Origin of the sequence: Sphingomonas sp. A2-49 (genome assembly GCF_025548555.1) — a bacterium.
GTDB lineage: Bacteria > Pseudomonadota > Alphaproteobacteria > Sphingomonadales > Sphingomonadaceae > Sphingomonas.
Window position 1 is genome coordinate 1 of record NZ_JAJLPA010000010.1, and the last position, 21,391, is coordinate 21,391.

25 protein-coding genes are annotated in these 21,391 nt (G+C 70.1%); 8 read left to right on the forward strand and 17 right to left on the reverse strand.

The features are described from left to right. On the forward strand, positions 1–2,458 hold a 2,458-nt coding region (locus LPN01_RS10050), incomplete at its 5' end, for a TonB-dependent receptor (RefSeq protein WP_262828260.1). Positions 2,459–2,725: 267 nt separating this feature from the next. Here the strand turns inward: LPN01_RS10050 and LPN01_RS10055 are convergent. Both LPN01_RS10055 and LPN01_RS10060 read right to left on the reverse strand, forming a co-directional pair. Continuing rightward, positions 2,726–4,264 carry an ABC transporter permease/substrate-binding protein gene (locus tag LPN01_RS10055; RefSeq protein WP_262828261.1) on the reverse strand — a complete coding sequence of 513 codons (1,539 nt, stop codon included), beginning with the start codon at positions 4,262–4,264 and terminating at the stop codon, positions 2,726–2,728. Further along, positions 4,261–5,013: an ATP-binding cassette domain-containing protein gene (locus tag LPN01_RS10060; RefSeq protein WP_262828262.1), complete on the reverse strand. Its 753-nt coding sequence runs from the start codon at positions 5,011–5,013 to the stop codon at positions 4,261–4,263. Before LPN01_RS10060 ends, LPN01_RS10055 begins: the two co-directional genes overlap by 4 nt. Before the next feature lie 66 nt (positions 5,014–5,079). Between LPN01_RS10060 and LPN01_RS10065 the strand changes: the two genes are divergently transcribed. Beyond that, the gene (locus LPN01_RS10065; protein ID WP_262828263.1) at positions 5,080–5,868 is read left to right on the forward strand and encodes an SDR family oxidoreductase; all 789 of its coding nucleotides are present in this window, start codon (positions 5,080–5,082) and stop codon (positions 5,866–5,868) included. Positions 5,869–5,878: 10 nt separating this feature from the next. Here LPN01_RS10065 and LPN01_RS10070 read toward each other — a convergent pair whose 3' ends face one another. Next, positions 5,879–6,172, reverse strand: coding sequence for a 4a-hydroxytetrahydrobiopterin dehydratase (locus LPN01_RS10070; protein WP_262828362.1), 294 nt, complete (start codon positions 6,170–6,172; stop codon positions 5,879–5,881). Positions 6,173–6,233: 61 nt separating this feature from the next. Here LPN01_RS10070 and LPN01_RS10075 point away from each other — a divergent pair, with 61 nt between their 5' ends. From LPN01_RS10075 to LPN01_RS10085, 3 genes are read left to right on the forward strand one after another with little or no spacing between them, the layout of a single operon-like run. Further along, positions 6,234–6,644: a metallopeptidase family protein gene (locus LPN01_RS10075; RefSeq protein WP_262828264.1), complete on the forward strand. Its 411-nt coding sequence runs from the start codon at positions 6,234–6,236 to the stop codon at positions 6,642–6,644. Further along, complete coding sequence (gene ccmA / locus LPN01_RS10080; protein ID WP_262828265.1) at positions 6,641–7,204, forward strand: heme ABC exporter ATP-binding protein CcmA; 564 nt, start codon at positions 6,641–6,643, stop codon at positions 7,202–7,204. The genes LPN01_RS10075 and ccmA overlap by 4 nt, the downstream gene beginning before the upstream one ends. After that, positions 7,195–7,836 (forward strand): heme exporter protein CcmB, encoded by a 642-nt coding sequence (locus LPN01_RS10085; RefSeq protein ID WP_262828266.1) that lies wholly within the window; start codon positions 7,195–7,197, stop codon positions 7,834–7,836. The genes ccmA and LPN01_RS10085 overlap by 10 nt, the downstream gene beginning before the upstream one ends. 18 nt (positions 7,837–7,854) lie before the next feature. Here the strand turns inward: LPN01_RS10085 and LPN01_RS10090 are convergent, their stop codons facing one another. The 3 genes from LPN01_RS10090 to thrC form a co-directional block, all read right to left on the reverse strand. After that, positions 7,855–8,061, reverse strand: a complete 207-nt coding sequence (locus tag LPN01_RS10090; RefSeq protein WP_262828267.1) for a hypothetical protein — start codon at positions 8,059–8,061, stop codon at positions 7,855–7,857. 124 nt (positions 8,062–8,185) lie between these two features. Next, positions 8,186–9,055, reverse strand: coding sequence for a class I SAM-dependent methyltransferase (locus LPN01_RS10095; protein WP_262828268.1), 870 nt, complete (start codon positions 9,053–9,055; stop codon positions 8,186–8,188). Further along, positions 9,052–10,443 carry a threonine synthase gene (gene thrC / locus LPN01_RS10100; protein WP_262828269.1) on the reverse strand — a complete coding sequence of 464 codons (1,392 nt, stop codon included), beginning with the start codon at positions 10,441–10,443 and terminating at the stop codon, positions 9,052–9,054. The genes LPN01_RS10095 and thrC overlap by 4 nt, the downstream gene beginning before the upstream one ends. A 150-nt stretch (positions 10,444–10,593) precedes the next feature. On the opposite strand from thrC, the gene LPN01_RS10105 reads away from it, so the two are divergent. Continuing rightward, positions 10,594–11,304 carry a carbon-nitrogen hydrolase family protein gene (locus tag LPN01_RS10105; protein ID WP_262828271.1) on the forward strand — a complete coding sequence of 237 codons (711 nt, stop codon included), beginning with the start codon at positions 10,594–10,596 and terminating at the stop codon, positions 11,302–11,304. 71 nt (positions 11,305–11,375) lie between these two features. On the opposite strand, the gene LPN01_RS10110 is transcribed toward LPN01_RS10105, so the two are convergent. Genes LPN01_RS10110 through LPN01_RS10135 form a run of 6 tightly spaced genes read right to left on the reverse strand, consistent with a single transcriptional unit; the run spans position 11,376 to position 14,952 of the window. Further along, a complete protein-coding gene (locus tag LPN01_RS10110) occupies positions 11,376–11,972 on the reverse strand; it encodes an SURF1 family protein (protein ID WP_262828272.1) in 597 nt (198 codons plus the stop codon). Further along, on the reverse strand, positions 11,969–12,364 hold the full coding sequence (locus LPN01_RS10115) for a DUF983 domain-containing protein (protein ID WP_262828273.1): 396 nt from the start codon (positions 12,362–12,364) through the stop codon (positions 11,969–11,971). Before LPN01_RS10115 ends, LPN01_RS10110 begins: the two co-directional genes overlap by 4 nt. 24 nt (positions 12,365–12,388) lie before the next feature. Beyond that, entirely contained in the window at positions 12,389–13,321 is a 933-nt protein-coding gene (locus LPN01_RS10120) for a cytochrome c oxidase subunit 3 (RefSeq protein ID WP_262828274.1), read from the reverse strand. 34 nt (positions 13,322–13,355) lie between these two features. Then, a complete protein-coding gene (locus tag LPN01_RS10125; RefSeq protein ID WP_262828275.1) occupies positions 13,356–13,922 on the reverse strand; it encodes a cytochrome c oxidase assembly protein in 567 nt (188 codons plus the stop codon). Continuing rightward, positions 13,919–14,053, reverse strand: a complete 135-nt coding sequence (locus LPN01_RS10130; RefSeq protein WP_262828276.1) for a hypothetical protein — start codon at positions 14,051–14,053, stop codon at positions 13,919–13,921. The genes LPN01_RS10125 and LPN01_RS10130 overlap by 4 nt, the downstream gene beginning before the upstream one ends. Further along, positions 14,050–14,952, reverse strand: coding sequence for a heme o synthase (locus tag LPN01_RS10135; protein WP_262828277.1), 903 nt, complete (start codon positions 14,950–14,952; stop codon positions 14,050–14,052). Before LPN01_RS10135 ends, LPN01_RS10130 begins: the two co-directional genes overlap by 4 nt. Before the next feature lie 148 nt (positions 14,953–15,100). On the opposite strand from LPN01_RS10135, the gene LPN01_RS10140 reads away from it, so the two are divergent. Further along, entirely contained in the window at positions 15,101–15,994 is an 894-nt protein-coding gene (locus LPN01_RS10140) for an iron-containing redox enzyme family protein (RefSeq protein WP_262828278.1), read from the forward strand. A 3-nt stretch (positions 15,995–15,997) separates the two neighbouring features. Here the strand turns inward: LPN01_RS10140 and LPN01_RS10145 are convergent, their stop codons facing one another. The 5 genes from LPN01_RS10145 to crtY form a co-directional block, all read right to left on the reverse strand. Further along, on the reverse strand, positions 15,998–16,948 hold the full coding sequence (locus LPN01_RS10145; RefSeq protein WP_262828364.1) for a phytoene/squalene synthase family protein: 951 nt from the start codon (positions 16,946–16,948) through the stop codon (positions 15,998–16,000). After that, complete coding sequence (locus LPN01_RS10150) at positions 16,938–17,519, reverse strand: TIGR00730 family Rossman fold protein (protein ID WP_262828279.1); 582 nt, start codon at positions 17,517–17,519, stop codon at positions 16,938–16,940. The genes LPN01_RS10145 and LPN01_RS10150 overlap by 11 nt, the downstream gene beginning before the upstream one ends. A 103-nt stretch (positions 17,520–17,622) precedes the next feature. Continuing rightward, positions 17,623–17,901, reverse strand: coding sequence for a hypothetical protein (locus LPN01_RS10155; RefSeq protein WP_262828280.1), 279 nt, complete (start codon positions 17,899–17,901; stop codon positions 17,623–17,625). Between the two features lie 178 nt (positions 17,902–18,079). Further along, positions 18,080–19,555: a phytoene desaturase gene (locus tag LPN01_RS10160; RefSeq protein WP_262828281.1), complete on the reverse strand. Its 1,476-nt coding sequence runs from the start codon at positions 19,553–19,555 to the stop codon at positions 18,080–18,082. 25 nt (positions 19,556–19,580) lie between these two features. After that, a complete protein-coding gene (crtY, locus tag LPN01_RS10165; protein WP_262828282.1) occupies positions 19,581–20,747 on the reverse strand; it encodes a lycopene beta-cyclase CrtY in 1,167 nt (388 codons plus the stop codon). An 80-nt stretch (positions 20,748–20,827) separates the two neighbouring features. Here crtY and LPN01_RS10170 point away from each other — a divergent pair, with 80 nt between their 5' ends. Beyond that, entirely contained in the window at positions 20,828–21,334 is a 507-nt protein-coding gene (locus LPN01_RS10170) for a GNAT family N-acetyltransferase (protein WP_262828283.1), read from the forward strand. Positions 21,335–21,391: the final 57 nt, after the last annotated feature.

Sequence of the window (21,391 nt, forward strand, 5' to 3'; positions counted from 1 at the left end):
GGAGAGCGAGGACGAGATCGTCGTCACCGGCCGCCGCCCGCCGGGATCGGTCGTCGGCGACATCCCCGCCGAACAGACGCTAAGCCCCGCCGACGTGCGCAGCTATGGCGTCAGCAGCGTCTCCGACCTGCTCACCGAACTCGCGCCGCAGACGCGCAGCGGCGCCGGCGGCCCGCCGGTCGTGCTGCTCGACGGCAAGCGCATCTCCGGCTTCCAGGAGATCCGCGATATCCCGACCGAGGCGATCCTGCGGGTCGACATCCTGCCCGAGGAGGTCGCGCTCAAATACGGCTACACCGCGGACCAGAAGGTGGTGAACTTCGTCCTGCGCCGGCGCTTCCGCGCGACGACGGTCGAGCTGGCCGACAGTGCCGCGACCGAAGGCGGGCGCAACACGCCGCAGGGCGAGCTCGACCTGCTGACCATCCGCAACGGGTCGCGGCTCAACATCCACAGCAAATACCAGCAGAGTTCGGCGCTGACCGAATCGGAACGCGACATCGTGGTCGCGACCACCGAGGGGGCCGGCAGCGGTTTCGACCAGCGGCCGTACCGCACGCTGCTGCCCTTCGCGCGCAGTTTCGGCACCAACGTCACCTATGCGCGGCCGATCGGCGACGTCAGCGCCACGCTCAACGGCGAACTGACCGCGACGCAGGGCGTCGGCCGCTTCGGCCTGCCGCTCGACGCGGCGGGCGCGCCGCTCGGGCAGGATCCGCTCACCCAGCGCAACGACGGCGTCACCGGGCACATCGGCACCAGCCTCAACGGCCGGCTGAGCCCGCGCTGGCTGTGGACCGTCACCGGCGCCTACGACCGCGCCGACACGCGCACCGTCACCGATACCGGCCTCGCCACGCCCGACAATCGCGCGCGCTCGCTGTCCAACACCGCGGAGGTCGAGGCGCTGGTCAACGGCCCGCTGTTCACGCTGCCCGCCGGTGACGTGTCGACCGCGATCCGCGTCGGCGCCGACACCAGCGATTTCACCAGCCGGTCCTATCGCGCCGGGTTGACGAGCACCGGTGCGGTGTCGCGCGACAGCGTCGACGGCCGCGTCAACATCGACGTGCCGATCGCCAGCCGCAGCCGTGCGGTGCTCGGCTTCCTCGGCAACCTGTCGGTCAACGGCAATGCCGCGATCAACCGCCTGTCGGACTTCGGCACGCTGACCGCTTATGGCTATGGCCTCAACTGGGGCCCGATCGAGGGCGTCCGCGTCATCGGATCGATCAACCAGCAGGACGTGGCGCCGACCGCCGCGCAGCTCGGCAACCCGATCGTCGTCACCCCCAACGTCCGCGTCTTCGACTTCGTCCAGGGACGGACGGTGACGGTGACCACGGTCAGCGGCGGCAATCCCGACCTGCGATCGAGCAGCCGCAGGGTGACCCGGCTCGGCCTGAACCTGAAGCCGTGGACCGACAAGGATCTGACGCTCACCGCCAATTACACCAAGCAGGACACCCGCAACCCGATCGGCGCGCTGACCTCCGCCACCGCGGCGTTCGAAACGGCGTTCCCGGACAGTTTCACCCGCAATGGCGACGGCGACCTCGTCCGCATCGACCGGCGCTCGATCAATTTCGCGCGATCCGAAAACCAGAACATCCGCTGGGGGATCAACTTCTCGCAGCCGCTGAAATCGAAATTCCAGAAGCAGCTGGAGGCGTTCCGCGCCGGCACCGGGCCCGACCCGCGGATCGGCCTGTCCTTTCCGGGCGCCAACCGCCGCCCGCGCGGCGGCGACGCGGCGGCGGCGGGGGGGCAGGGCACCGCGCCCGCGGGCACCCCCGTACCGGGCGACGCGCCGCCCCCGCCGGGCGATCGACCCGCGGGTGAGGGGCGACAGGCGGGCGGCGACGGGCCGCCGCGCGGCTTCGGCGGTCCGGGCGGCGGCGGTGGCGGCGGCGGCGGGCGCGGCTTCGGTGGCGGCGGCTTCGGCGGCGGTCGCGGCGGGCAGGGCGGCGGACGGCTGCAATTCGCGCTCTATCACACCTGGACGCTCAGCAGCCGGCTGACGGTCGCCAATGGCGGGCCGGTGCTCGACGCGCTGAACGGCGACATCATCGGGTCCGATTCGAACGGCCAGCCGCGCCACGAATTCGAGGGGCAGGCGGGCTATACGAACAACGGCCTCGGGGTGCGGCTGTCGGCGAACTACGCCACCGCGACGCGCGTCAACGGCGGCACTACCGCCGACCCGCAGGCGCTGCGCTTCGGCGGGCTGGCGACCGCCGACCTGCGGCTGTTCGCCGATCTCGGCCAGCAGATCGGGCTGGTGAAGGCGCATCCCTGGGTGCGCGGCGCGCGCGTGACCTTCTCCGTCACCAATCTGTTCAATACCCGCCAGGACGTGCGCGACGCGAGCGGCGTGACGCCGATCAGCTACCAGCCCGACTATCTCAACCCGCTCGGCCGCACGGTACGCCTCAGCCTGCGCAAGCTGTTCTTCTAAAAGATGCACCGTAGCGCGGACGACGACGAAGGGCGTCGGCGCCAACGGCGCCCTTCGTCACAGCGCTGGAGGATGCGCCACGCGGTTCGGATCGCCTAATCCCCCCCCCGGCGAAGCCGGGCGGGCGCTTCGATCCGGCTGGATCACACCCTGGTGGGACGCGACCCCAGCGCGAATATATCTCGTCTCCGCGTCTCCGCGTCTCCGCGCCTCCGCGCCTCCGCGCGAACCAGTCTTCCTTGCCCGAATGCCGGCCGCATGCGGCGGTCACAGCCCGATCCGCTTCGCCAGCCACGCCGCGGCCTGTTCGGGGGTGCGCTTGGCCGCGTCGCGGTCGACCTGGTAATTCGCCTCGCGCATCGCGGCGACCGGGATGCGGCCGACCATCGGCGCCAATGCGGCCACGAGGCGCGCGTCGCCGCGGCGTCCCGGCGCGACCAGCAGCAGCGCGTCATAACCGGGGATCGCATGCGCCGGGTCGGTCAGCACCGTCAGCCGGTCCGCGGCGATCCGTCCGTCGGAGGAAAAGGCGGAAATGACGTCCGCCTCGCCGCTCGCCAGCGCGCGGTACATGAAGGTCGGAGCATAGGGCGTCGTCGCCTTGAAACGCAGCGGATAGGCCCTGCGTACCGCCGCCCATTCCGGCCGTTCGAGGAATTCGAGGTCGCTGCCCAGCGTCAGCCCCGGCGCGGCGGCGACGAGGTCGGACAGGCTGGCGATGCCGCGCCGCCGGGCGTCGTCCCCGCGCATTGCGAAGGCATAGGCGTTCTCGAACCCCAGCGCGCCGATCATCCGCACGCCGCCGTTCGCCGCGGCCCAGCGCCCGATCGCGGCGACCATCGCGTCGCGCGGCGGCACGTCGGCGCGACGCATCGGCCCGGCCCACAGCGTGCCCGCGTAATCGACGTAGACGTCGATGTCGCCGCCGCGCAACGCGCCGAAGATCACCGCCGACCCCAGCCCGTCGCGATAGCGCACGGTGTAGCCGGCGCGGGTCAAACGGTCGCCGATCAGCCGGGCGAGGATATATTGCTCCGAAAAGTTCTTGGCGCCGATCGTCACCACCCGGTCGCCGCCGCCGCGGTGCCATAGCGGCGCGGTCGCGAGCAGCAGGCCGCCGGCCAGCGCCAGCGTCGCGCCGATCCACAGCGGCCGGCGGCGGCGGGCGATGCCGCGCTCGATCAGCCCGATCAGCGCGTCGGCGGCGAGCGCCAGCCCTGCCGCGGCGGCGCAGCCGGCGAGCACCAGCGCCCAGTTCTGGGTCTGGAGCCCGGCGAAGATCATGTCGCCGAGGCTCGGCTGGCCCACGGTCGTCGACAGCGTCGCCGCGCCGATCGTCCAGACCGCGGCGGTGCGGATACCGGCGATCAGCACCGGCGCCACCAGCGGCGCCTCGACCAGCCGCAGCGTCTGCGCCGGCGTCATGCCGACCGCCAGCGCCGCCTGCCGCACCGCGGGGTCGATCCCGGTCAGGCCGGCGGTGCCGTTGCGGATGATCGGCAGCAGCGCATACAGCGTCAGCGCGATCAGCGAGGGCAGGAACCCCAGTGCCGGGATCCCGCCGCCGACCACCGCCGACAGCCACAGCAGCAGCGGATAGAAAAGGGCGAGCAGCGCGAGGCTGGGGATGGTCTGGACGAGGCTGGCGAACCCCAGCACCAGCGCGCCGGCGCGGGGCCGGCGGGCGGCGAGGATCGCGAGCGGCAGGCTGATCGCGATGCCGAGCGCCAGCGCCGCCGCCGAGAGCAGCACGTGCTGCGCGAGCAGCGGCGGCACCCGGCCGAGCGCGTCGAGGAACGCGCTCATGCGGTCAGCGCCGCGAGGCGTTCGGCCTGGTGCCGCGGCACCGCGACCAGCGCCTGCGCCGCCTCGCCGCCGGCACCTTGTAGGAGCGCCGCGGGCGTTTCGTCGGCGACGATCCGCCCCGCCTGCATCACCAGCACGCGGTCGGCGAGCAACAGCGCCTCGGCCATGTCGTGGGTCACGAGGATGGTGGTAAGGCCCAGCCGGTCGTGCAGCGCGCGGATCTCGCCACCCAGCGCGTCGCGGGTCACCGGATCGAGCGCGCCGAACGCTTCGTCGAGCAGCAGCAGCTTCGCGCCGGGGGCGAGCGCGCGGGCGATCGCGACGCGCTGGCGCTGCCCGCCGGACAGCGCGTCGGGCATCCGGTCCGCGACCGCGCGCGGCAGCGCGACGAGGTCGAGCAGCGCGGTGACGTCGGCCGGCGGCGCCCCGGCGATGCGCGGGCCGATGCCGATGTTGGCGGCGACGCTCATGTGCGGGAACAGGCCGATGCCCTGGAACACGTAGCCGATGCGGCGCCGCAGCGCCGGCGCCGGGCCGGCGGCGACGTCCTCGCCGTCCAGCAGCACGCGGCCCGCGGTCGGGACGATAAGCCGGTTGATCGTCTGCAACAGCGTCGACTTGCCCGATCCCGACGCGCCGACCAGCGCGACGAAACTGCCCGTGGCGATCGCGAGCGACACCCCGTCGACCGCCGTCACATCGCCGTAGCGCTTGCATACGGCCTCGAAGCGGAGCGATTCTGCTGGCATCGGACGCGACGATGCGGGATGCCCCGTGGAAAGTCCAACGAATGGACGAGGACGAGAGGGGCCGACATGAGCGACGTGCGCGCGATCTTCATCACCGGCGGCGGATCCGGCATCGGCCGCGCCGTCGCCCGGTTGTTCTCCAGCCGCGGCTGGCGCGTCGGCATCGCCGACGTCAACGCGGCGGGCCTTGCCGAAACCGCGGCGATGCTGAACGGCGGCATGGTCGAACGCTATGTCATGGACGTGTGCGACCGCGATGCCTGGACCGCGACGCTCGACGCCTTCACCGCCGCCAGCGGCGGGCGGCTCGACGTATTGTTCAACAATGCCGGGATCGGCACCGGCGGCCCGCTCGCCGAGGCGAGCTTCGCCGACATCGACCGCACCGTCGCGATCAATTTCACCGGCGTTCTGAACGGCGCGCGCATCGGCCATGCCTATCTGGCGCGCACGCCGGGATCGGTGCTGCTCAACACCTCGTCCGCGTCCGGCATCTACGGATCGTCGGGGCTCGCGACCTATTCGGCGACCAAGTTCGCGGTCCGCGGCCTCAGCGAGGCGCTCGACGGCGAATGGCACCGCGAGGGGATCCGGGTGCGCTGCCTGCTGCCGAGCTTCATCGAGACGCCGCTGCTCGACGGCGTCGCCGGCGGCACCAACCGCTCCATCCGCGAATCGGTGACGAGCGCGGGGCTGGAACTGACCCCGGTCGACGCGGTGGCGGAGGCGGCGTGGGCGGCGGTGCACGGCGATGCGGTCCACACCTATGTCGGCAAGACCGCGCAGCGGCTGAAGTTCGCCGCGCGCTGGATGCCCGGCGCGCTGCGCAAGCGGATGCGGCGGTCGCTGCGCTGATCCGCCCGGGTTATTCGTCGACGATCGCGTCGATCGCCTCCGCCATGTCGACGTCGCGGCCCGACAGGCCGCCGGCGTCGTGCGTGGTCAGCAGGATTTCGACGCGGTTGTAGACGTTGCGCCATTCGGGATGGTGGTTGGCCTTTTCCGCCATCAGCGCGACCTGCGTCATGAAGCCGAACGCCTCGACGAAATCGGCGAACACCAGGCTGCGCGTGATCGCGTCGCGGCTCTCGTCGTAATCCCATTCGGGCAGGCCGTCGAGCGCATCGGCGCGTTCGGCTTCGCTCAGGGCCTCGATCATCGTCTCGCTCATGCTGCGACTTCCTTGCTGGACGGGTCGGGGAACGGGTATGGCGGCGGCGATGAGCGGGCAAGATGCTTATGGACCGGCGCCGGATGCCGATGCGTTCGAGGGGATCGCGCGCGACACGATCGCGCGCCTGCCGCCCGCGTTCGCCGCGCATCTCAGCGACGTGCTGCTGCTGGTCGAGGAGGAGGCCGACGCCGGGACGCTCGCCGCGCTGGGGCTGGACCATCCGCTCGACCTCACCGGCCTCTACCACGGTCGGCCGATCGGCGAGAAATCGTCGATGGACAGCGCGACGATGCCCGATCGCATCCATCTGTATCGCCAGGCGATCCTCGCCGAATGGATCGAGACCGGGGTGCGGCTCGACGATCTGATCCGCCACGTCACCATCCACGAGATCGGCCATCATTTCGGCCTGTCCGACGACGACATGCACGCGCTGGAAGACGCGGTGACGGATTGACCGCACTCGCCTTTGCCGATGTCGGCTGCGTGCGTGGCGGCCGGCCGCTGTTCGCGGGGCTCGCGTTCGCGTTGCACGACGGTGACGCGGCGCTCGTCACCGGGCCGAACGGCGTCGGCAAGTCGAGCCTCCTGCGCATCGCCGCGGGATTGCTGCGGCCGAGCGCGGGCCGGGTGGTCCGCGACGGCGCGATCGGGCTGCTCGGCGAGGCGCATGCGCTCGACCCGGAACGGCCGCTGGCGCAGGCGCTGGCGTTCTGGGTCGGTGGCCGGGCCACGGCGGCGCTGGCCGCGGTCGGGCTCGACCGGCTGGCCGACGTACCGGTGCGCGTGCTGTCGACCGGGCAACGGCGACGTGCCGGACTGGCACGCGTGATCGGATTGGATGCACCGATCTGGTTGCTCGACGAGCCTGCCAACGGGCTCGATGCTAATGGGGTCGCCATGATCGCCGCTGCGATCGCCGCGCATCGTGCCGGCGGCGGCATCGTGCTGGTCGCCACGCATCAGCCGATCGCACTGCCCGGTGCGCGCGCCATCGCGCTGGCACCATGCGGCTGACGGCGCTCATCCGACGCGACCTGCGCCGCGCGTGGCGCGGCGGCGGTGCGGCGTGGCCGGTCGCCTTCTTTTTGCTCGTCGCCTGCCTGTTCCCGTTCGCGGTCGGGCCGGATGCGGCACTGCTCGCGCGGATCGGCGGGGGCGTGATCTGGGCGGCGGCTTTACTGGCGGCGCTGCTCCCGGTCGAGCGGCTGGTCGGACCGGATGTCGAGGCGGGGGTGATCGACCAGTTCGCGGTGCGGCAGCTGCCGCTCGCGCTGGTCGGATTCGCGAAGACGGTCGCGCACTGGCTCGGCTTCGCGCCGCCGTTGATGGCCGCCGCGGTGGTCGCCGCCGGATTGTTCGACCTGTCGGCGCAGACGCTGCTGCGCGTCGAGATCGGCCTTTTGATCGGTACGCCCGGCCTCGCGGCGCTGGCGGTCGCGACCTCGGCGTTGGTCGCCGGACTGCGCGGCAGCGGCGCGGTGGCCGGGCTGGTGATGCTGCCGCTCGCCGTCCCGCTGCTGATCTTCGGCGCGGGATCGATCGACGGTGGCGGCGGCGCGCTCAAGCTGCTCGCTGCGGTCAGCCTGTTGCTGACCGCCGGCGCGCCATGGATCGCCGCGGCGGCGATCCGCGCCGGGATGGACTAGCGGCGCGGCAGGTGCGGTTTATCCGCCCTGGCCGGGTTGATCCGAAGCATAGACCATCGCCGCCGCAGTTCCCGTCGCCGGTTTCAAATGAAACCATTCGGGCCGATCGATCGCCGTCAGAAACGCCAGCACCGTCAGGCCGAATACGAGCAGCGCTAGTCTGCTCCACAGCGGATTGGTCTGTTGTTCGTCCTGCGCGCCGCGCCGGCTGTCGTCGTTTTGCATCGTCATGCCTCCGTCTGGGTGAGCGACGTCATCTAGGCATGATAAGTCTTCTGTACGACGAGCGTTCCGTAACGAATTCTTGCTGCGCCGCATCAATCGCGCGGGACCCGCGCGAACCGGCGGTTCAGCGGCTCCAGCGTGCCCAGATCGCCGTCGGCAGCGCTAGGCCGCGTGCCTCCTCGCGCACGCCGAGCTCCCCCGCCTCGACCGTCCCGGGCAGGTCCGCGAACAGCTGGGCGAGCAGTTCGCGCAACGCCAGCGCGGACATCCGCACCGCATAAACGGTCAGGAACAGGAAGCGGCTGTCGGCGTCGAGCAGTCGGCGGCAATCGGCGATCAATCGCGGAAGGTCTTCCTCCAGCCGCCAGACCTCGCCCTCCGGCCCGCGGCCGTATTTGGGCGGATCGAGCAGGATCCCGTCGTAGCGCCGGTTGCGTCGCACCTCGCGGCCGACGAACTTGGCCGCATCGTCGACGATCCAGCGCACCGGCGCATCCGTCATGCCCGACAGCGCCGCATTGGCGCGCGCCGCCTCGACCGATTTCTTCGACGCATCGACATGGACCATCTTCGCGCCCGCGGTCGCCATCGCCAGCGTGCCGACGCCGGTATAGCCGAACAGGTTCATGCACTCCGCGCCGGGCTTGTCGGCGACGCGTTCGCGCATCCAGCGCCACACGGGCGCCATGTCGGGGAAGAAGCCCAGGTGCCGGAACGGCGTCGTCTGCGCGGTGAAGCGGACCTCGTTCCAGGTCAGCGGCCAGCCTTCGCGCGGCACCGGTTCGGCGAACACCCACCGGCCGCCGCCGTCCTCGTCGCTGGCGGGCACGAATTCGCCCTGCGCCTTCCAATTGGCATGCGCGGGCGCCCACATCGCCTGCGGTTCGGGCCGGATGAAGCGGAAACGGCCGTAGCGCTCCAGCTTGCGGCCATGCCCCGAATCGACCAGGCCATAATCCGCCCAGGGTTCGCCGATCAACGTATCGAGCGTCATGCGCGCGGGATCGCCCGGTCGGCGATATAGGCGGTGACCGCGTCGAACGTGCCGGGCAGGCTGGCGAAACGCTCCTCGCGATCGAACAGGTCGCCGATACGGCCGGGCAGCGCGGGGCGCTGGCCGGTGGCGCGCTCCACCGCGTCGCGGAACTTGGCGGGATGCGCGGTGGCGAGCGTCACGACCGGCACGTCGGACAGGTGGCGCCGCGCCGCCGCGAGCGCGATCGCGGTATGCGGATCGATCACCTGCCCCGCCTGTTCGTGCGCCCAGCGCATCGCCAGCGTCATGTCGTCGAGGTCGACGCGATCGCTCGCGAACAATGCGGCGCCGGTATGCTGCGCATTGGTCAGCCGCATCGCGCCCGACGCCTCGAACCCCTGCATCTGCGCGGCAAGCGCCGCGCCGTCGCGCGCGCCGAGATCGAACAGCAGGCGTTCGAAGTTCGAACTGACCTGGATGTCCATCGACGGGGTCGGCGTCTGCTGGACCACGCCCTTGCTGTAGTCGCCGGCCGAGATCGCCCGGTGCAGGATGTCGTTGACGTTGGTCGCGACGATCAGCCTCGCGACCGGCAGCCCCATCTTCGCCGCGACATAGCCGGCGAAGACGTCGCCGAAATTGCCCGTCGGGACGGAAAAGGCGACCGGGCGGTCGGGCGCGCCGAGGCGGACCGCGGCGTAGAAATAATAGACCACCTGCGCCATCAGCCGCGCCCAGTTGATCGAGTTGACCGCGGAGAGCGCGAACCGGCCCGAAAAACCCGGATCGTTGAACATCTGCTTCACCAGCGCCTGCGCGGTGTCGAAATCCCCGTCGATCGCGATGTTGTGGACGTTGGGGGCGAGCACCGTCGTCATCTGGCGGCGTTGCACGTCGGAGACGCGGCCGGCGGGATGGAGCATGAAGACATCGACGTGTGCGCGGCCCGCGAGCGCGTCGATCGCCGCCGATCCGGTATCCCCGCTGGTCGCGCCGACGACGGTCAGGTGGCGGTCGCTGCCGGTCAGGAAGCGTTCGAACAGCAGCCCGAGCAATTGCAGCGCCACGTCCTTGAACGCCAGCGTCGGCCCGTGGAACAGTTCGAGCAACCACTGATCGTGATCGAGCTGGACCAGCGGCGTCACCGCGGCGTGGCTGAAGCGGCCATAGGCGCGGGTGCACAGGTCGGTCAGCTCGGCGGTGGTGAGCGCGTCGCCGACGAACGGCGTCATCACCGCCACCGCGGTGTCGACATAGGACAGATTGGCGAGGCCCGCGATTCGCTCGCGGCTCAGCGTCGGCCACGTCTCGGGCAGGTACAGGCCGCCGTCCGACGCCAGCCCGGCGAGCGTGACGTCACGGAAATCGAGCGCGGGCGCGGCCCCGCGGGTGCTGACATAGCGCATCGCCGCTGGGTAGCGGGCAGGCGCGCGGGGGGCAACGGCCCTGATCTTGGCTGTCGGCGAAGCCTGGCTATCGCGGCGGCATCGATCGCCGTGCCGAAAATGAAAGGGGAGGCATCGCAAATCACGGATGCGGCGGATAGATCTGGCGCGATGCGTATCGCGGCCATGCAATGCCCCGACCTGTCGGATGACGCGGCGGGCATCACCGACCGGATCGCCGGGCAGCTCGACTGGGCGGACGCGCGGTCGATCGATCTCGTCCTGTTTCCCGAAGCGGTCCTGCTGGGCCATTCCTACGACGCGGCGACGATCGCGTCGCGCGCGCGTCGATCCGCCGCCATGCTCGACCGGCTGTGCCTCCGGATAGCCCGGTATCGGGCGACGGCGATCGTCGGGGCGTTCGAACAGATCGGCGACCGGATCGTCAACAGCGCGATCGTCGTCGAGGCGGGGCAGGTCGTCGGCCGCTATGCCAAGGCGCATCCGAACGAGCCGGGGGTCAGCGCCGGCCACGCCTGCCCGACCTTCGTCCGCTCGGGCGTGCGCTACGGCCTGAACATCTGCAACGACGCCAATTATCCCGAGGCCGCCGGGCGCATCGCCGACCAGGGCGCGCGCCTGATCCTCTATCCGCTCAACAACATGCTGCCGCCCGCCACCGCGGAGCGCTGGCGCGACCGGAGCATCGCCAACTTGATCGCGCGCGCGCGGCAGACGCGATGCTGGGTCGCCGCGTCCGACGTCACCGGTGCCGTCGGCGATCGGATCAGCTACGGCTGCACGGCCATCATATCGCCGCAGGGGGAGGTCGTCGCGCGGGTGCCCGAACTGGAGGCGGGCGCGGTGGTCCACGACGTGTAAGTCGGTGCCGACCCCGCGGATGCGTGCTGCTGACCGCCCGCGCGATCAAACGGCGCAGCGCCGGCGTCGCCTCATCGCCGCCGGCGCAGCGCCAGGGCGTAGATCACCGCAGCGATGGCGGCGAACAGGAACCATTGCACCGCATAGGACAGGTGGTTGTTCGGCACCGACGACAGGTCGGGCCGCCCGTTGGCGCCCAGGCCCAGCGCGGGCGTGTCGGCGACCAGCATCAGCCGCTGCGGGCGGTGGTCGAACAGCGCGCCGATCAGCGATCGGCCGTCGGGCGCGTGGCTGATATAGCCGGTGACCGGCCCGCCCCGCCAGCGCGCGCCGAACTTGGGATCGGGGGTGGTGCCGAGCTGGACGACGAGGCCGGGGCCCTCCGCCCCGGTGCGGCATTCGGCGATCAGGCGGAACCCCGCCTTGCCGGCGCCCGCGAGCCGCTGCGACACGGGATCGAGGCACATTGCGGACGCGCGGCGGAACAGCAACGTCTGGTCGGGCAGGCGGGGAAAGGCGATCGGCGGTTTGGCGGGATTGCCCGCGAGCTGCGCCAGATACGCCTCTTTCTTCGGCGCGCGGTCGAGCAATTGCCACAGGCCGAGCGCCACCATCGCCGCGACGGCGAGCGCGACCACGATGCTCGGGATCAGCGGAATACGCCTCATGGCCGCGGGTCGATGCGCCCCTCGCGCGCGGCGTTGCGATATTCGGCGGACATCAGCGCGCCCTTGGCGAGCCGCAACGACCAGACGACGCCGGCGAGCGTCACCGGGATCCAGATCAGCATGTGCAGCCACAGCGGCGGGTGCAGCGTCAGTTCCAGCGCGATCGCGCCGATCACGACCAGCGTGCCGAGGATCAGCGTCAGGAAGGCGGCGGGGCCGTCGCCGACGTTGAATTGCGAATAGTCGAGCGCGCAATGCGAACAGCGGTCGGCGAACTTGATCCAGCCGTCGAACAGCGTCGGCCTTCCGCAGCGCGGGCACAGGCCGCGCAGCCCCGCCTGGACGATGGACGGCGGCGCGTCCGCGGCGGGAACGGGCGTCGGATCAGTCATGCACGACGCCCATCCTCATGTCGGTCAGCCGCCGTGGACGGGCGCGCCCCAGCCACCCCAGACGTAGACGGTGACGAACAGGAACAGCCACACGACGTCGACGAAATGCCAGTACCAAGCGGCGGCCTCGAAGCCGAAATGCTGGCGCGGGGTGAAGTCGCCCTTGTACGCGCGGATCAGGCAGACGATCAGGAAGATCGTGCCGATCAGGACGTGGAAGCCGTGGAAGCCGGTCGCCATGAAGAAGGCCGCGCCATAGTTCAGCCCCTTGAAGGGGAAGGGCGCGTGCATGTACTCATAGGCCTGGATGCTGCTGAACAGCGCGCCGAGCAGCACGGTCAGCCACAGGCCCTTCAGCACGCCGTCGCGGTTGCCGACGCCGAGCAGGCCCCACAGCCCGGTCTTCTCGCCGCCGCGCTGGTTGTGGATCAGCGCATGGTGCGCCCAGGTGACGGTGGTACCGCTGGTCAGCAGGATCAGCGTGTTGAGCAGCGGCAGCTCGAACGCGTCGATCACCTCCAGCCCCTTGGGCGGCCATTGCGCGGCGATCGCCGTCGCGCCCTCCGCGGCGCGTTCGACCTGGCCGTCGACGAAGCTCATCGCGGTCGGGAACAGGCTGAAATCGAAGAACGCCCAGAACCAGCCGACGAAGAACATGACTTCGGAGGCGATGAACAGGATCATGCCGTAGCGGAAGTGGAGCTGGACGACGGGGGTATGGTCGCCGTGATGCGCCTCGCGCACCACGTCGGCCCACCAGCTGTACATCGTGAACAACACGCCCGCGAGGCCGGCGAAGAAGATCCAGCCGCCGCCGTTCGCCTTGTCCGCGGCCAGGTGCCCGCCGTGCATCCACATGATCGCGCCGGACGCCATCACCAGCGCCGACAGCGAGCCGAACAGCGGCCAGATGCTGGGGGGCAGGATATGATAATCGTGATTCTTGGCGCCGGCCATGTCGTGTCCCTGTTCTTATCCTCTAGGACCTGCTCTAGCCCGCCGTTTTCGCGGAATCCACCGGGTAAAACGTGTAGGAGAGGGTGATCGTCTCGACGTCCTTCGCATCCGGATCGTCCATGATCTTCGGATCGACGTAGAAGATGACCGGCATGCGCTGCGTCTCGCCGGGTTGCAGCGTCTGCTGCGTGAAGCAGAAACACTGGATCTTGGTGAAATATTTCCCCGCCTGGCTCGGGGTGACGTTGAACGTCGCGGTGCCGGTCAGCGGCTTGGCGCCGGTGTTGGTGGCGGTGAAGAACGCCATGTCGCGCGCGCCGATCTTCACCGTCTCCGACGCCGCTTCGGGGCGGAAGCGCCACGGCATGCCGGGGGCGACGTTGCTGTCGAAATCGATGCGGATCAGCTTGTTGACCGCGCCCGGCGCCTCCAGCCCGCGCTGCGTCGTGCCGTTGAGGCCCGTCACCTGACAGAACAGGCGGTACAGGGGCACGCTCGCCCAGGCCACGCCGGTCATGAAGCAGATGCCGAGCACCGCGAACATCGCGGTGCGCAACTGGCGGCCGGTCGAACCGTCGGGTGCGCGCGGGGCGGTGGTCACATCATCCCTTCGCGGATCTTCACGATCGCGACCGCGAAGATCAGGATCACGAACGCACCGAGCAGCAGCGCCATCACCTGCGCGCGCGACTTCTGGCGACGGCGGATCAGGTCCTGGTCGTCGGGGCTCATGCGAACACCCAGCGGTCGACGACCAGCGCGCCGAACACCACGAACAGGTACAGGATGGAATAGCTGAACAAGCGCTTCTCCGGCTTCATGGAATCGTCGATCCCGGTGGTGCGTGTCGCGACGACCAGCGCCAGCACGCCGAACGCGAGCGTGGTGAGCGTGGCGACGCCACCGTAGAGCGGCCCGGTCAGCCCCAGCGGCCACGGCGCGATCGCCGCGATCGCCATGGGGATGGTGTACAGGCCGATCTGGCGCCGCGTCACCCGCTCACCCGCCACCACCGGCAGCATCGGCACGCCCGCATTGGCGTAATCGGTCTTCACGAACAGCGCGAGCGCCCAGAAATGCGGCGGCGTCCACAGGAATACGAGCGCGAACAGCAGCAGCGGCAGCGTGGCGACATGGCCCGTCGCCGCCGCCCAGCCGATCAGCGGCGGGAACGCGCCCGCCGCCCCGCCGATGACGATGTTCTGCGGCGTGCGGCGCTTCAGCCAGACGGTGTAGATCAGGACGTAGAACAGGATCGACACGGTCAGGATCGCCGCCGCGGCGACATTCACCGCGACGAACATCAGGATCACCGAAAAGGCGGCGAGGCCGACGCCGAAATGCAGCGCCGACTGCCGGTCCATGCGCCCGTCGGGCAGGGGGCGCTTCTGCGTCCGGCGCATCTTGGCGTCGAGGTCGGCCTCGTACCATTGGTTGAGCGCGCCCGCCGCCCCCGCACCCAGCGCAATGCACAGGATCGCGGTGAACCCCAGCACCGGATGGATGCCCACCGGCGCCGCCAGCATGCCGCACAGCCCGGTGAAGACGACGAGCGTCATCACCCGCGGCTTGGTCAGCGCCAGGAAGTCGCGCCAGTCGGCGGGGGGGAGCAGGGGCGTCGCGGCCGTCATGATCGCCGGCCTATACGCGTCGGGGGGGCGATTAGGAAGGGCGACGCGCCGCTCCGCGGCGATCGTCATGATCCAGGTCAAGCGACTCGTGGGGCACAGGAACGATAAGCCGTCCAGGCGGTTAGCCTGCCCACTGGGAGAGAAGACGATGGCCACCCGTATCGCCGACACCGACGTTCGGGCGTCGCAATTTCTGACCGACAGTTTCCAGCGCGGGCTCGCCCACTGGAATCGCGAACGGCTCGAACCGACGTTTCCGACCGCCGACTGGCAGCGGCTGCTCGACCGCGACGTCCGCATGCAGCGCCTCGAAGGCGGCTTCCTCGAGGAATTGCGCGACGAGGTGGCGGCCGAAGCCGCCGCGGCGCCGACCGACGTCGACGGGTTCGTCGCCTGGTTCGAGGCGCTGAAGCGCAGCGGCCCCGGCCAGCACGACCCCCTGTTCCCGTGGCTGGCGGAGGACGCCGATCTCGACCAGTTGCGCTGGTTCTTCGAACAGGAAGCGGCGGGCGAGGCGGGGTTCGACGACCTCGTCGCGCTGACGCAAGTCAAGCTGCCGACGCTGCCCAAGCTCGAACTCGCCCGCAATTACTGGGACGAGATGGGGCGCGGCAATGCGAAGGGCATGCACGGCCCGATGCTCGACGCACTGGTCGAGACGCTGCGGGTCGATCCCGTGATCGAGAACACGCTTTGGCAGAGCCTGTGCCTCGCCAATGCGATGACCGCGATGGCGACCAGCCGCCGCTATGCCTGGCATTCGGTCGGGGCGCTCGGCGTGATCGAACTGACCGCGCCCGACCGGTCGGCGGCGACCGCGAAGGGGCTGCGCCGCCTCGGCTTCTCCGACAAGGAGCGCCGCTATTTCGACCTGCACGCGGTCCTCGACATCAAGCACAGCGAGGACTGGAACCGCGAGGCGATCCGTCCCGCCGTCGCCGAGGACCCCCGTCGCGCGACCGCGATGGCCGAGGGTGCGCTGATCCGCCTGCGCTGCGGCGAACGGTGTTTCGAGGCCTATCGCGGCGTCCTGATGCGCTGACGCCTATCCGCGCGGCCGGGTCCACAGATCCGGATCGCGCGGCACTTCGGGCTCGGTCGCGCGTCGGCGCGCACCGGCGCGGGCGCGTGCGATGAAGCGCAGCTTGTCGAGCGCGGACGTGGTCACGCGCGCATCCCACGCACGCTCGCCGCGGTCCGCCACCTTGCGCCCGATCGCGCCATAGATCTCCGCCGCGGCGAGCACCGCCCAGGCGGAGCGCAGTGACAGCGCGCGCGTCCCCATCCGCGCGCTCGCCTCGAACGCCGCCGCGCGGGTCGTCAGCCGACGGGCGAGCGTGGCCAGCGCCGGACGGTTCGCGGGCGCCATGACGGCATCCGCCGCGATGCCGGTGTCCGCCAGCCAGTCGGTGGGCAGGTAGCAGCGTCCCGCTGCGGCATCCTCACCCACGTCGCGCGCGATATTGGCGAGCTGGAACGCCATCCCCAGGTCGCAGGCGCGGTCGAGCACCGCCGCGTCGTCCGGCGACACCCCCATGACGACCGCCATCATGCAGCCGACGACGCCGGCGACGTGATAGCAATAGGTGAACAGGTCGGCCTCGGTCCGCGGCCGCCAGCCCTCCGCATCGAGGCGGAATCCCTGGATCAGGTCGTGCGCGAACCGCGCGGGCAGCCGCGTCTCGGCGGCGACGAGGCGCAGCGCGTCGAACGCGGGCAGGCCGATCACCCGTCCGGCGAGCGCCGCATCGGTCAGCGTCGCCATCGCGGCGATCCGTTCGGGGGCGTCCTCGACCACCGACATGGTGTGGCCGTGATCCTGGCCGTCGGCGATGTCGTCGCAGGCGCGGCACCAGGCGTAGAGCAGCCATGCCCGCTCTCGCGTCGTCCGGTCGAACAGCAGGCTCGCCGCGGCGAAGCTCTTCGATCCCCGCGCGATCGATTCGTGCGCCGTCCCGACGATCGCGTCGCGGCTGGGGGCGGCGCTAGAGGTCAGACGTCTTCATCCGCACGATCGGCTGCGTCGGCACATGCGCCGCCATCCGCGCCAGCAAGCCATCGAGCGTGTCGTCGACGATCAGCAGGTCGCGGTGCTGCGGGCGCAGGAAGCCGACCGCGGCCGACTTGTGCCAGAAGGCGATCAGGTCGTCGTAATAGCCCGCGACATTGAGCAGGCCGACCGGATCGGCGTGATAGCCGAGTTGCGCCCAGCTCAGCGCTTCCCACAATTCGTCCATCGTGCCGGTGCCGCCCGGGATCGTGACGAAACCGTCGGCAAGGTCGGTGAAGGCGGCCTTGCGCGCGTGCATCCCCGCGACGACGTGCAGTTCGGTCAGGCCGCGATGCGCGACTTCGGCATCGACCAGCGCCTGTGGGATCACGCCGATCACCTCGCCCCCGGCGGCGAGCGCGCTGTCGGCGATCGCCCCCATCAGCCCCAGCCGGCCGCCGCCATAGACGACGCCGATGCCGCGTTCGGCGAGCGTGCGCCCGATCGCGCGGGCGGATTCGATGTAGACGGGGTCGGCGGGTGTGGCGGAGCCGCAATAGATGGCGAGGCGTTTCATGCTGAAGGCGGTATGGGATATGCGCGGCGGCGACAAGCGCCTCGCGGACAACCGGCGGAGGTCGATCAGGCGCCGCACATAAGTGGCGCCTGATCGACAGGCGTCAGCATCGGCTGCGACAGAAATCCCCTGCTTTTTTCGCAGCGATCTTACACACCGTGCTGGCGGGCCAAGGCAAGGCCTCGCACGCTTCTATGGCGACTTTCTCCGCGACGTTGCATGCCGTTTCGCAGGCATTGTTAGCTTGGGCGGATAATTCGCTGCCGCGGGTTTCGCCCGGCTCGACGGTCTGGCCCGCAAAGTTGTCGCCGATGATCTTGCGGATCTGTTCCTGCTGATCGGCGCTGATCCCATTCCAGTCCGCACTGTTTACCTTGACCATGGTGGCATCCCCTATGTTTATCGACCGGACGTCCGGTCGCGGGAAATGCTACGTTGATCCGGGTCGGCGGCCAGCCGGACTGCAACCGATACAGCTGGATGCCGGGCCGGCATTGTCCCGACCGCCGGCTATCCTTGACGATATCACACCGATTCGGACACGTTGCCGGCCGGCGTGCCTATCGCCCGTTCAGCATCAGTGCCGCGGTCGCCTTGGCGCTTCCGACGACACCGGGGATCCCTGCGCCCGGATGCGTGCCGGCCCCGACGAAATACAGGTTCGGGATCGCGTCGTCGCGGTTGTGCACGCGGAAATAGGCGCTCTGGGTCAGCACCGGTTCCAGGCTGAACGCGCTGCCCAGATGCGCCTTCAGGTCGGTGGCGAAATCGTTGGGGGCATAGCTGAACTTGGTCACGATCCGCTCGTGGATGTCGGGGATCAGCCGCCGCCCGACCTCGTCGAGGATGCGCTTTTCGAGGATCGGGCCGACCTCGTCCCAGTCGACCGGGAACTTGCCCATGTGCGGCACCGGGGCGAGCGCGTAGAAGGTCGAATGCCCCTCGGGCGCCATCGCGGGATCGGTGACGGTCGGATGGTGCAGGTAGAGCGAGAAATCCTCGGACAGCACGCCATGGTCGTAGATATCCTCGAGCAGCCCTTTGTAGCGCGGGCCGAACAGGATCATGTGGTGCGGGATGCCGGGCCACGCGCCCTTGATCCCGAAATGCACCACGAACAGCGACGGCGAATAGCGCTTGCGCTCCAGCCGCGCGGTCGTGCGCTGCGCGCTGCGCGAGGTGGAGAGCAGGTCGCGATAGGTGTGCACGATGTCGCTGTTCGCGGCGACCGCGTCCGCTTCCGCCGACCAGCCGCTCTCGCAGCGCACGCCGGTGACGCGGTCGCCCAGCGTCTCGATCGAGGCGACCGGGTCGCCCAGCCGCAGCGTGCCGCCGATCCGCTGGAACTGCGCGACGAGGCCCGCGACCAGCCGGTTGGTGCCGCCCCTGGCGAACCAGACGCCGCCGTCGCGTTCCAGCTTGTGGATCAGCGCATAGATCGCGCTGGTCGTCATCGGGTTGCCGCCGACCAGCAGGGTGTGGAAACTCAGCGCCTCGCGCAGCTTCTCGTTCGCCACATATTTCGACACGATCGAATAGACCGAGCGCCACGCCTGGTATTTCGCGAGCGCCGGCGCCGCCTTTATCATCGAGGCGAAGTCGAGGAACGCGACCGTGCCGAGCTTTTCATAGCCTTCGCGATAGACGCCCTCGGCATATTCGAGGAACCTGTCGTACCCCGCGATGTCCGCGGGATTGAGCTTGCCGATCTCGCGATGCAGCATCGCCTCGTCGTTGGTATAGTCGAAATTGGTGCCGTCGGGCCAGTTGAGCCGATAGAAGGGCGTCACCGGTTCGAGCGTCACGTCCTCGGCCATGTCGCGCCCGGTCAGCGCCCACAATTCCTGCAGGCAGGCAGGATCGGTGATGACGGTGGGGCCGGCATCGAAGGTGAAGCCGTCGCGCTCCCAGTAATAGGCGCGGCCGCCCGGCTTGTCGCGCGCCTCTACGATCGTGGTCTGCACGCCTGCCGATTGCAGCCGGATCGCCAGCGCGAGGCCGCCGAAACCCGAACCGATGACGATGGCCGACTTCATGTGCGTTTCCATTCCTTGGTGTGGCTCAACGCCACGCGGTCGTTCTCAATACGCGGATCGCGCGCGCCACCGGCACCGGCGGCTTGCCCGTCAGGATGCGTGCCTTGTCGCGTAGGCTCGATCGCCCGGCGTAGAAGCGGGTGATGAGCATCGGGTCGAGGCGATAGAAGCGTTCGATGATGCGCCAACGTTCCGCCGGATCGCCGGCGCGGAACATCATCGCGTTGAGCATGCGATAGAATCCGCCGCGCCGCCACGCCGCCCGGGCATGCGCGTGCGTGAACCGCGCCAGCGCCGCGCCCGACAGGTCGGTTTCGTCCGCGATGGCGATCGCCATCCGCACCGCATCGGGTAGCGAATAGCCGGTCGCGGGCTGGAACAGCCCGGCGCGCATCCCCGCCTTGGCGACGTCCGTCCCGCTGGAGCGCCAATAGCCCTCGAAATCGCCACCCAGCGTGATCGGCAACACCCCGGCCTCGCCGCGCACGACGGCGTCGACCCGCCATCCGCGCGCGGCGGCGTAATCGGCGATGCGGCCGCCGATCGCGGCGCCGTCCAGCGCGGGCGTATCGCTGTAATAGGTGTCCTCGACGAACATCCGGTCCTCGGCGAAGGGCAGGCAATAGACGAAGCGATAGCCGTCGATCTGCGCGACGGTCGCGTCCATCACGGTCGGCCCGTCCGCGCCGTGCGGATCGGCGAGCGCCAGTTCCTGGCCGACGAACTTCTGCCACCCCAGGTCCAGCAGCGACAGGTCGCCCGGGCCGCGGCAGTCGATCACGCCCTTCGCCGCGATCGCGTCGCCGTCCGCCAGCGTCACCGCGGTCGCCGAGACGTCCAGAACCTGGCGCCCGAGCATCACCGCATCGGCGGGCAGCGCGGCCCGTACCACCGCGTCCAGCCGCTCGCTGGTCAGCGAATAATAGGTCGCGTCGATCCGCCGCGTCAGGCTGGGAAAGGCGACGTCGTAGCCGCGCCAGGCATGCACCACCAGCGGCGCGACCAGCCAGCGGTCGGCGTCGGCGACGTCGCTGCCGAAGAACGACCAGACGTGGTCGCCGCCCAGCGCCGGCGCGGCATCGACGATCCGCACGTCGAGGTCGGGCCGCCGCGCGCGCAGCGCCAGCGCGATCAGCCCGCCCGACAGCCCGCCGCCGACGATCGCCACGTCGCAAGGGATCGTCCTACCCATCGTTCCCGCGCCTAGCCCAAAGCCGGCGCGGCGAGAACCGGATTTCGCGCGCGTGCGGTTCCCTGCTACGATCGCCGTCGATGACCGCGCCCGTCCTCGCCACGCCCCGCCTCGTCCTGCGCGGCCATGCCGTCGACGATCTCGACGCGCTCACCGCGATGTGGGGCGAGCCCGCGGTCTATACCATGATCGGGGGTGTCCCCCGCCCGCGCGAGGACGTGTGGATCCGCCTGCTCCGCTCGATCGGCCAGTGGCAGGCATTCGGCTATGGCAGCTGGGTGGTGTGCAACGCCGACGGCGTCGTCGTCGGCGAGGTGGGGCTGATCGAGGCACGCCGCGCCATCGACCCGCCGCTGGCGCTGCCCGAGACGGGCTGGACGCTGTCGCCCGCGGTGCATGGCCGGGGCTATGCGTACGAGGCGCTGGGCGCGGTCCTCGCCTGGGCGGACGGACAGGGCATCGGCCGCACCACCTGCATCATCGATCCCGCCAACGCGCCGTCGCTGACGCTCGCGGCGAAGGTCGGCTATCGCCCGGTGCGCGAAGCGGCGTACAAGGACCATATCGTCGTCGTGCTCGAACGCTGACGTGTGGGTCGCGATGCCGGAGGCGGTATCGCCGCGGCGCGCGATCGGCTAGACCGG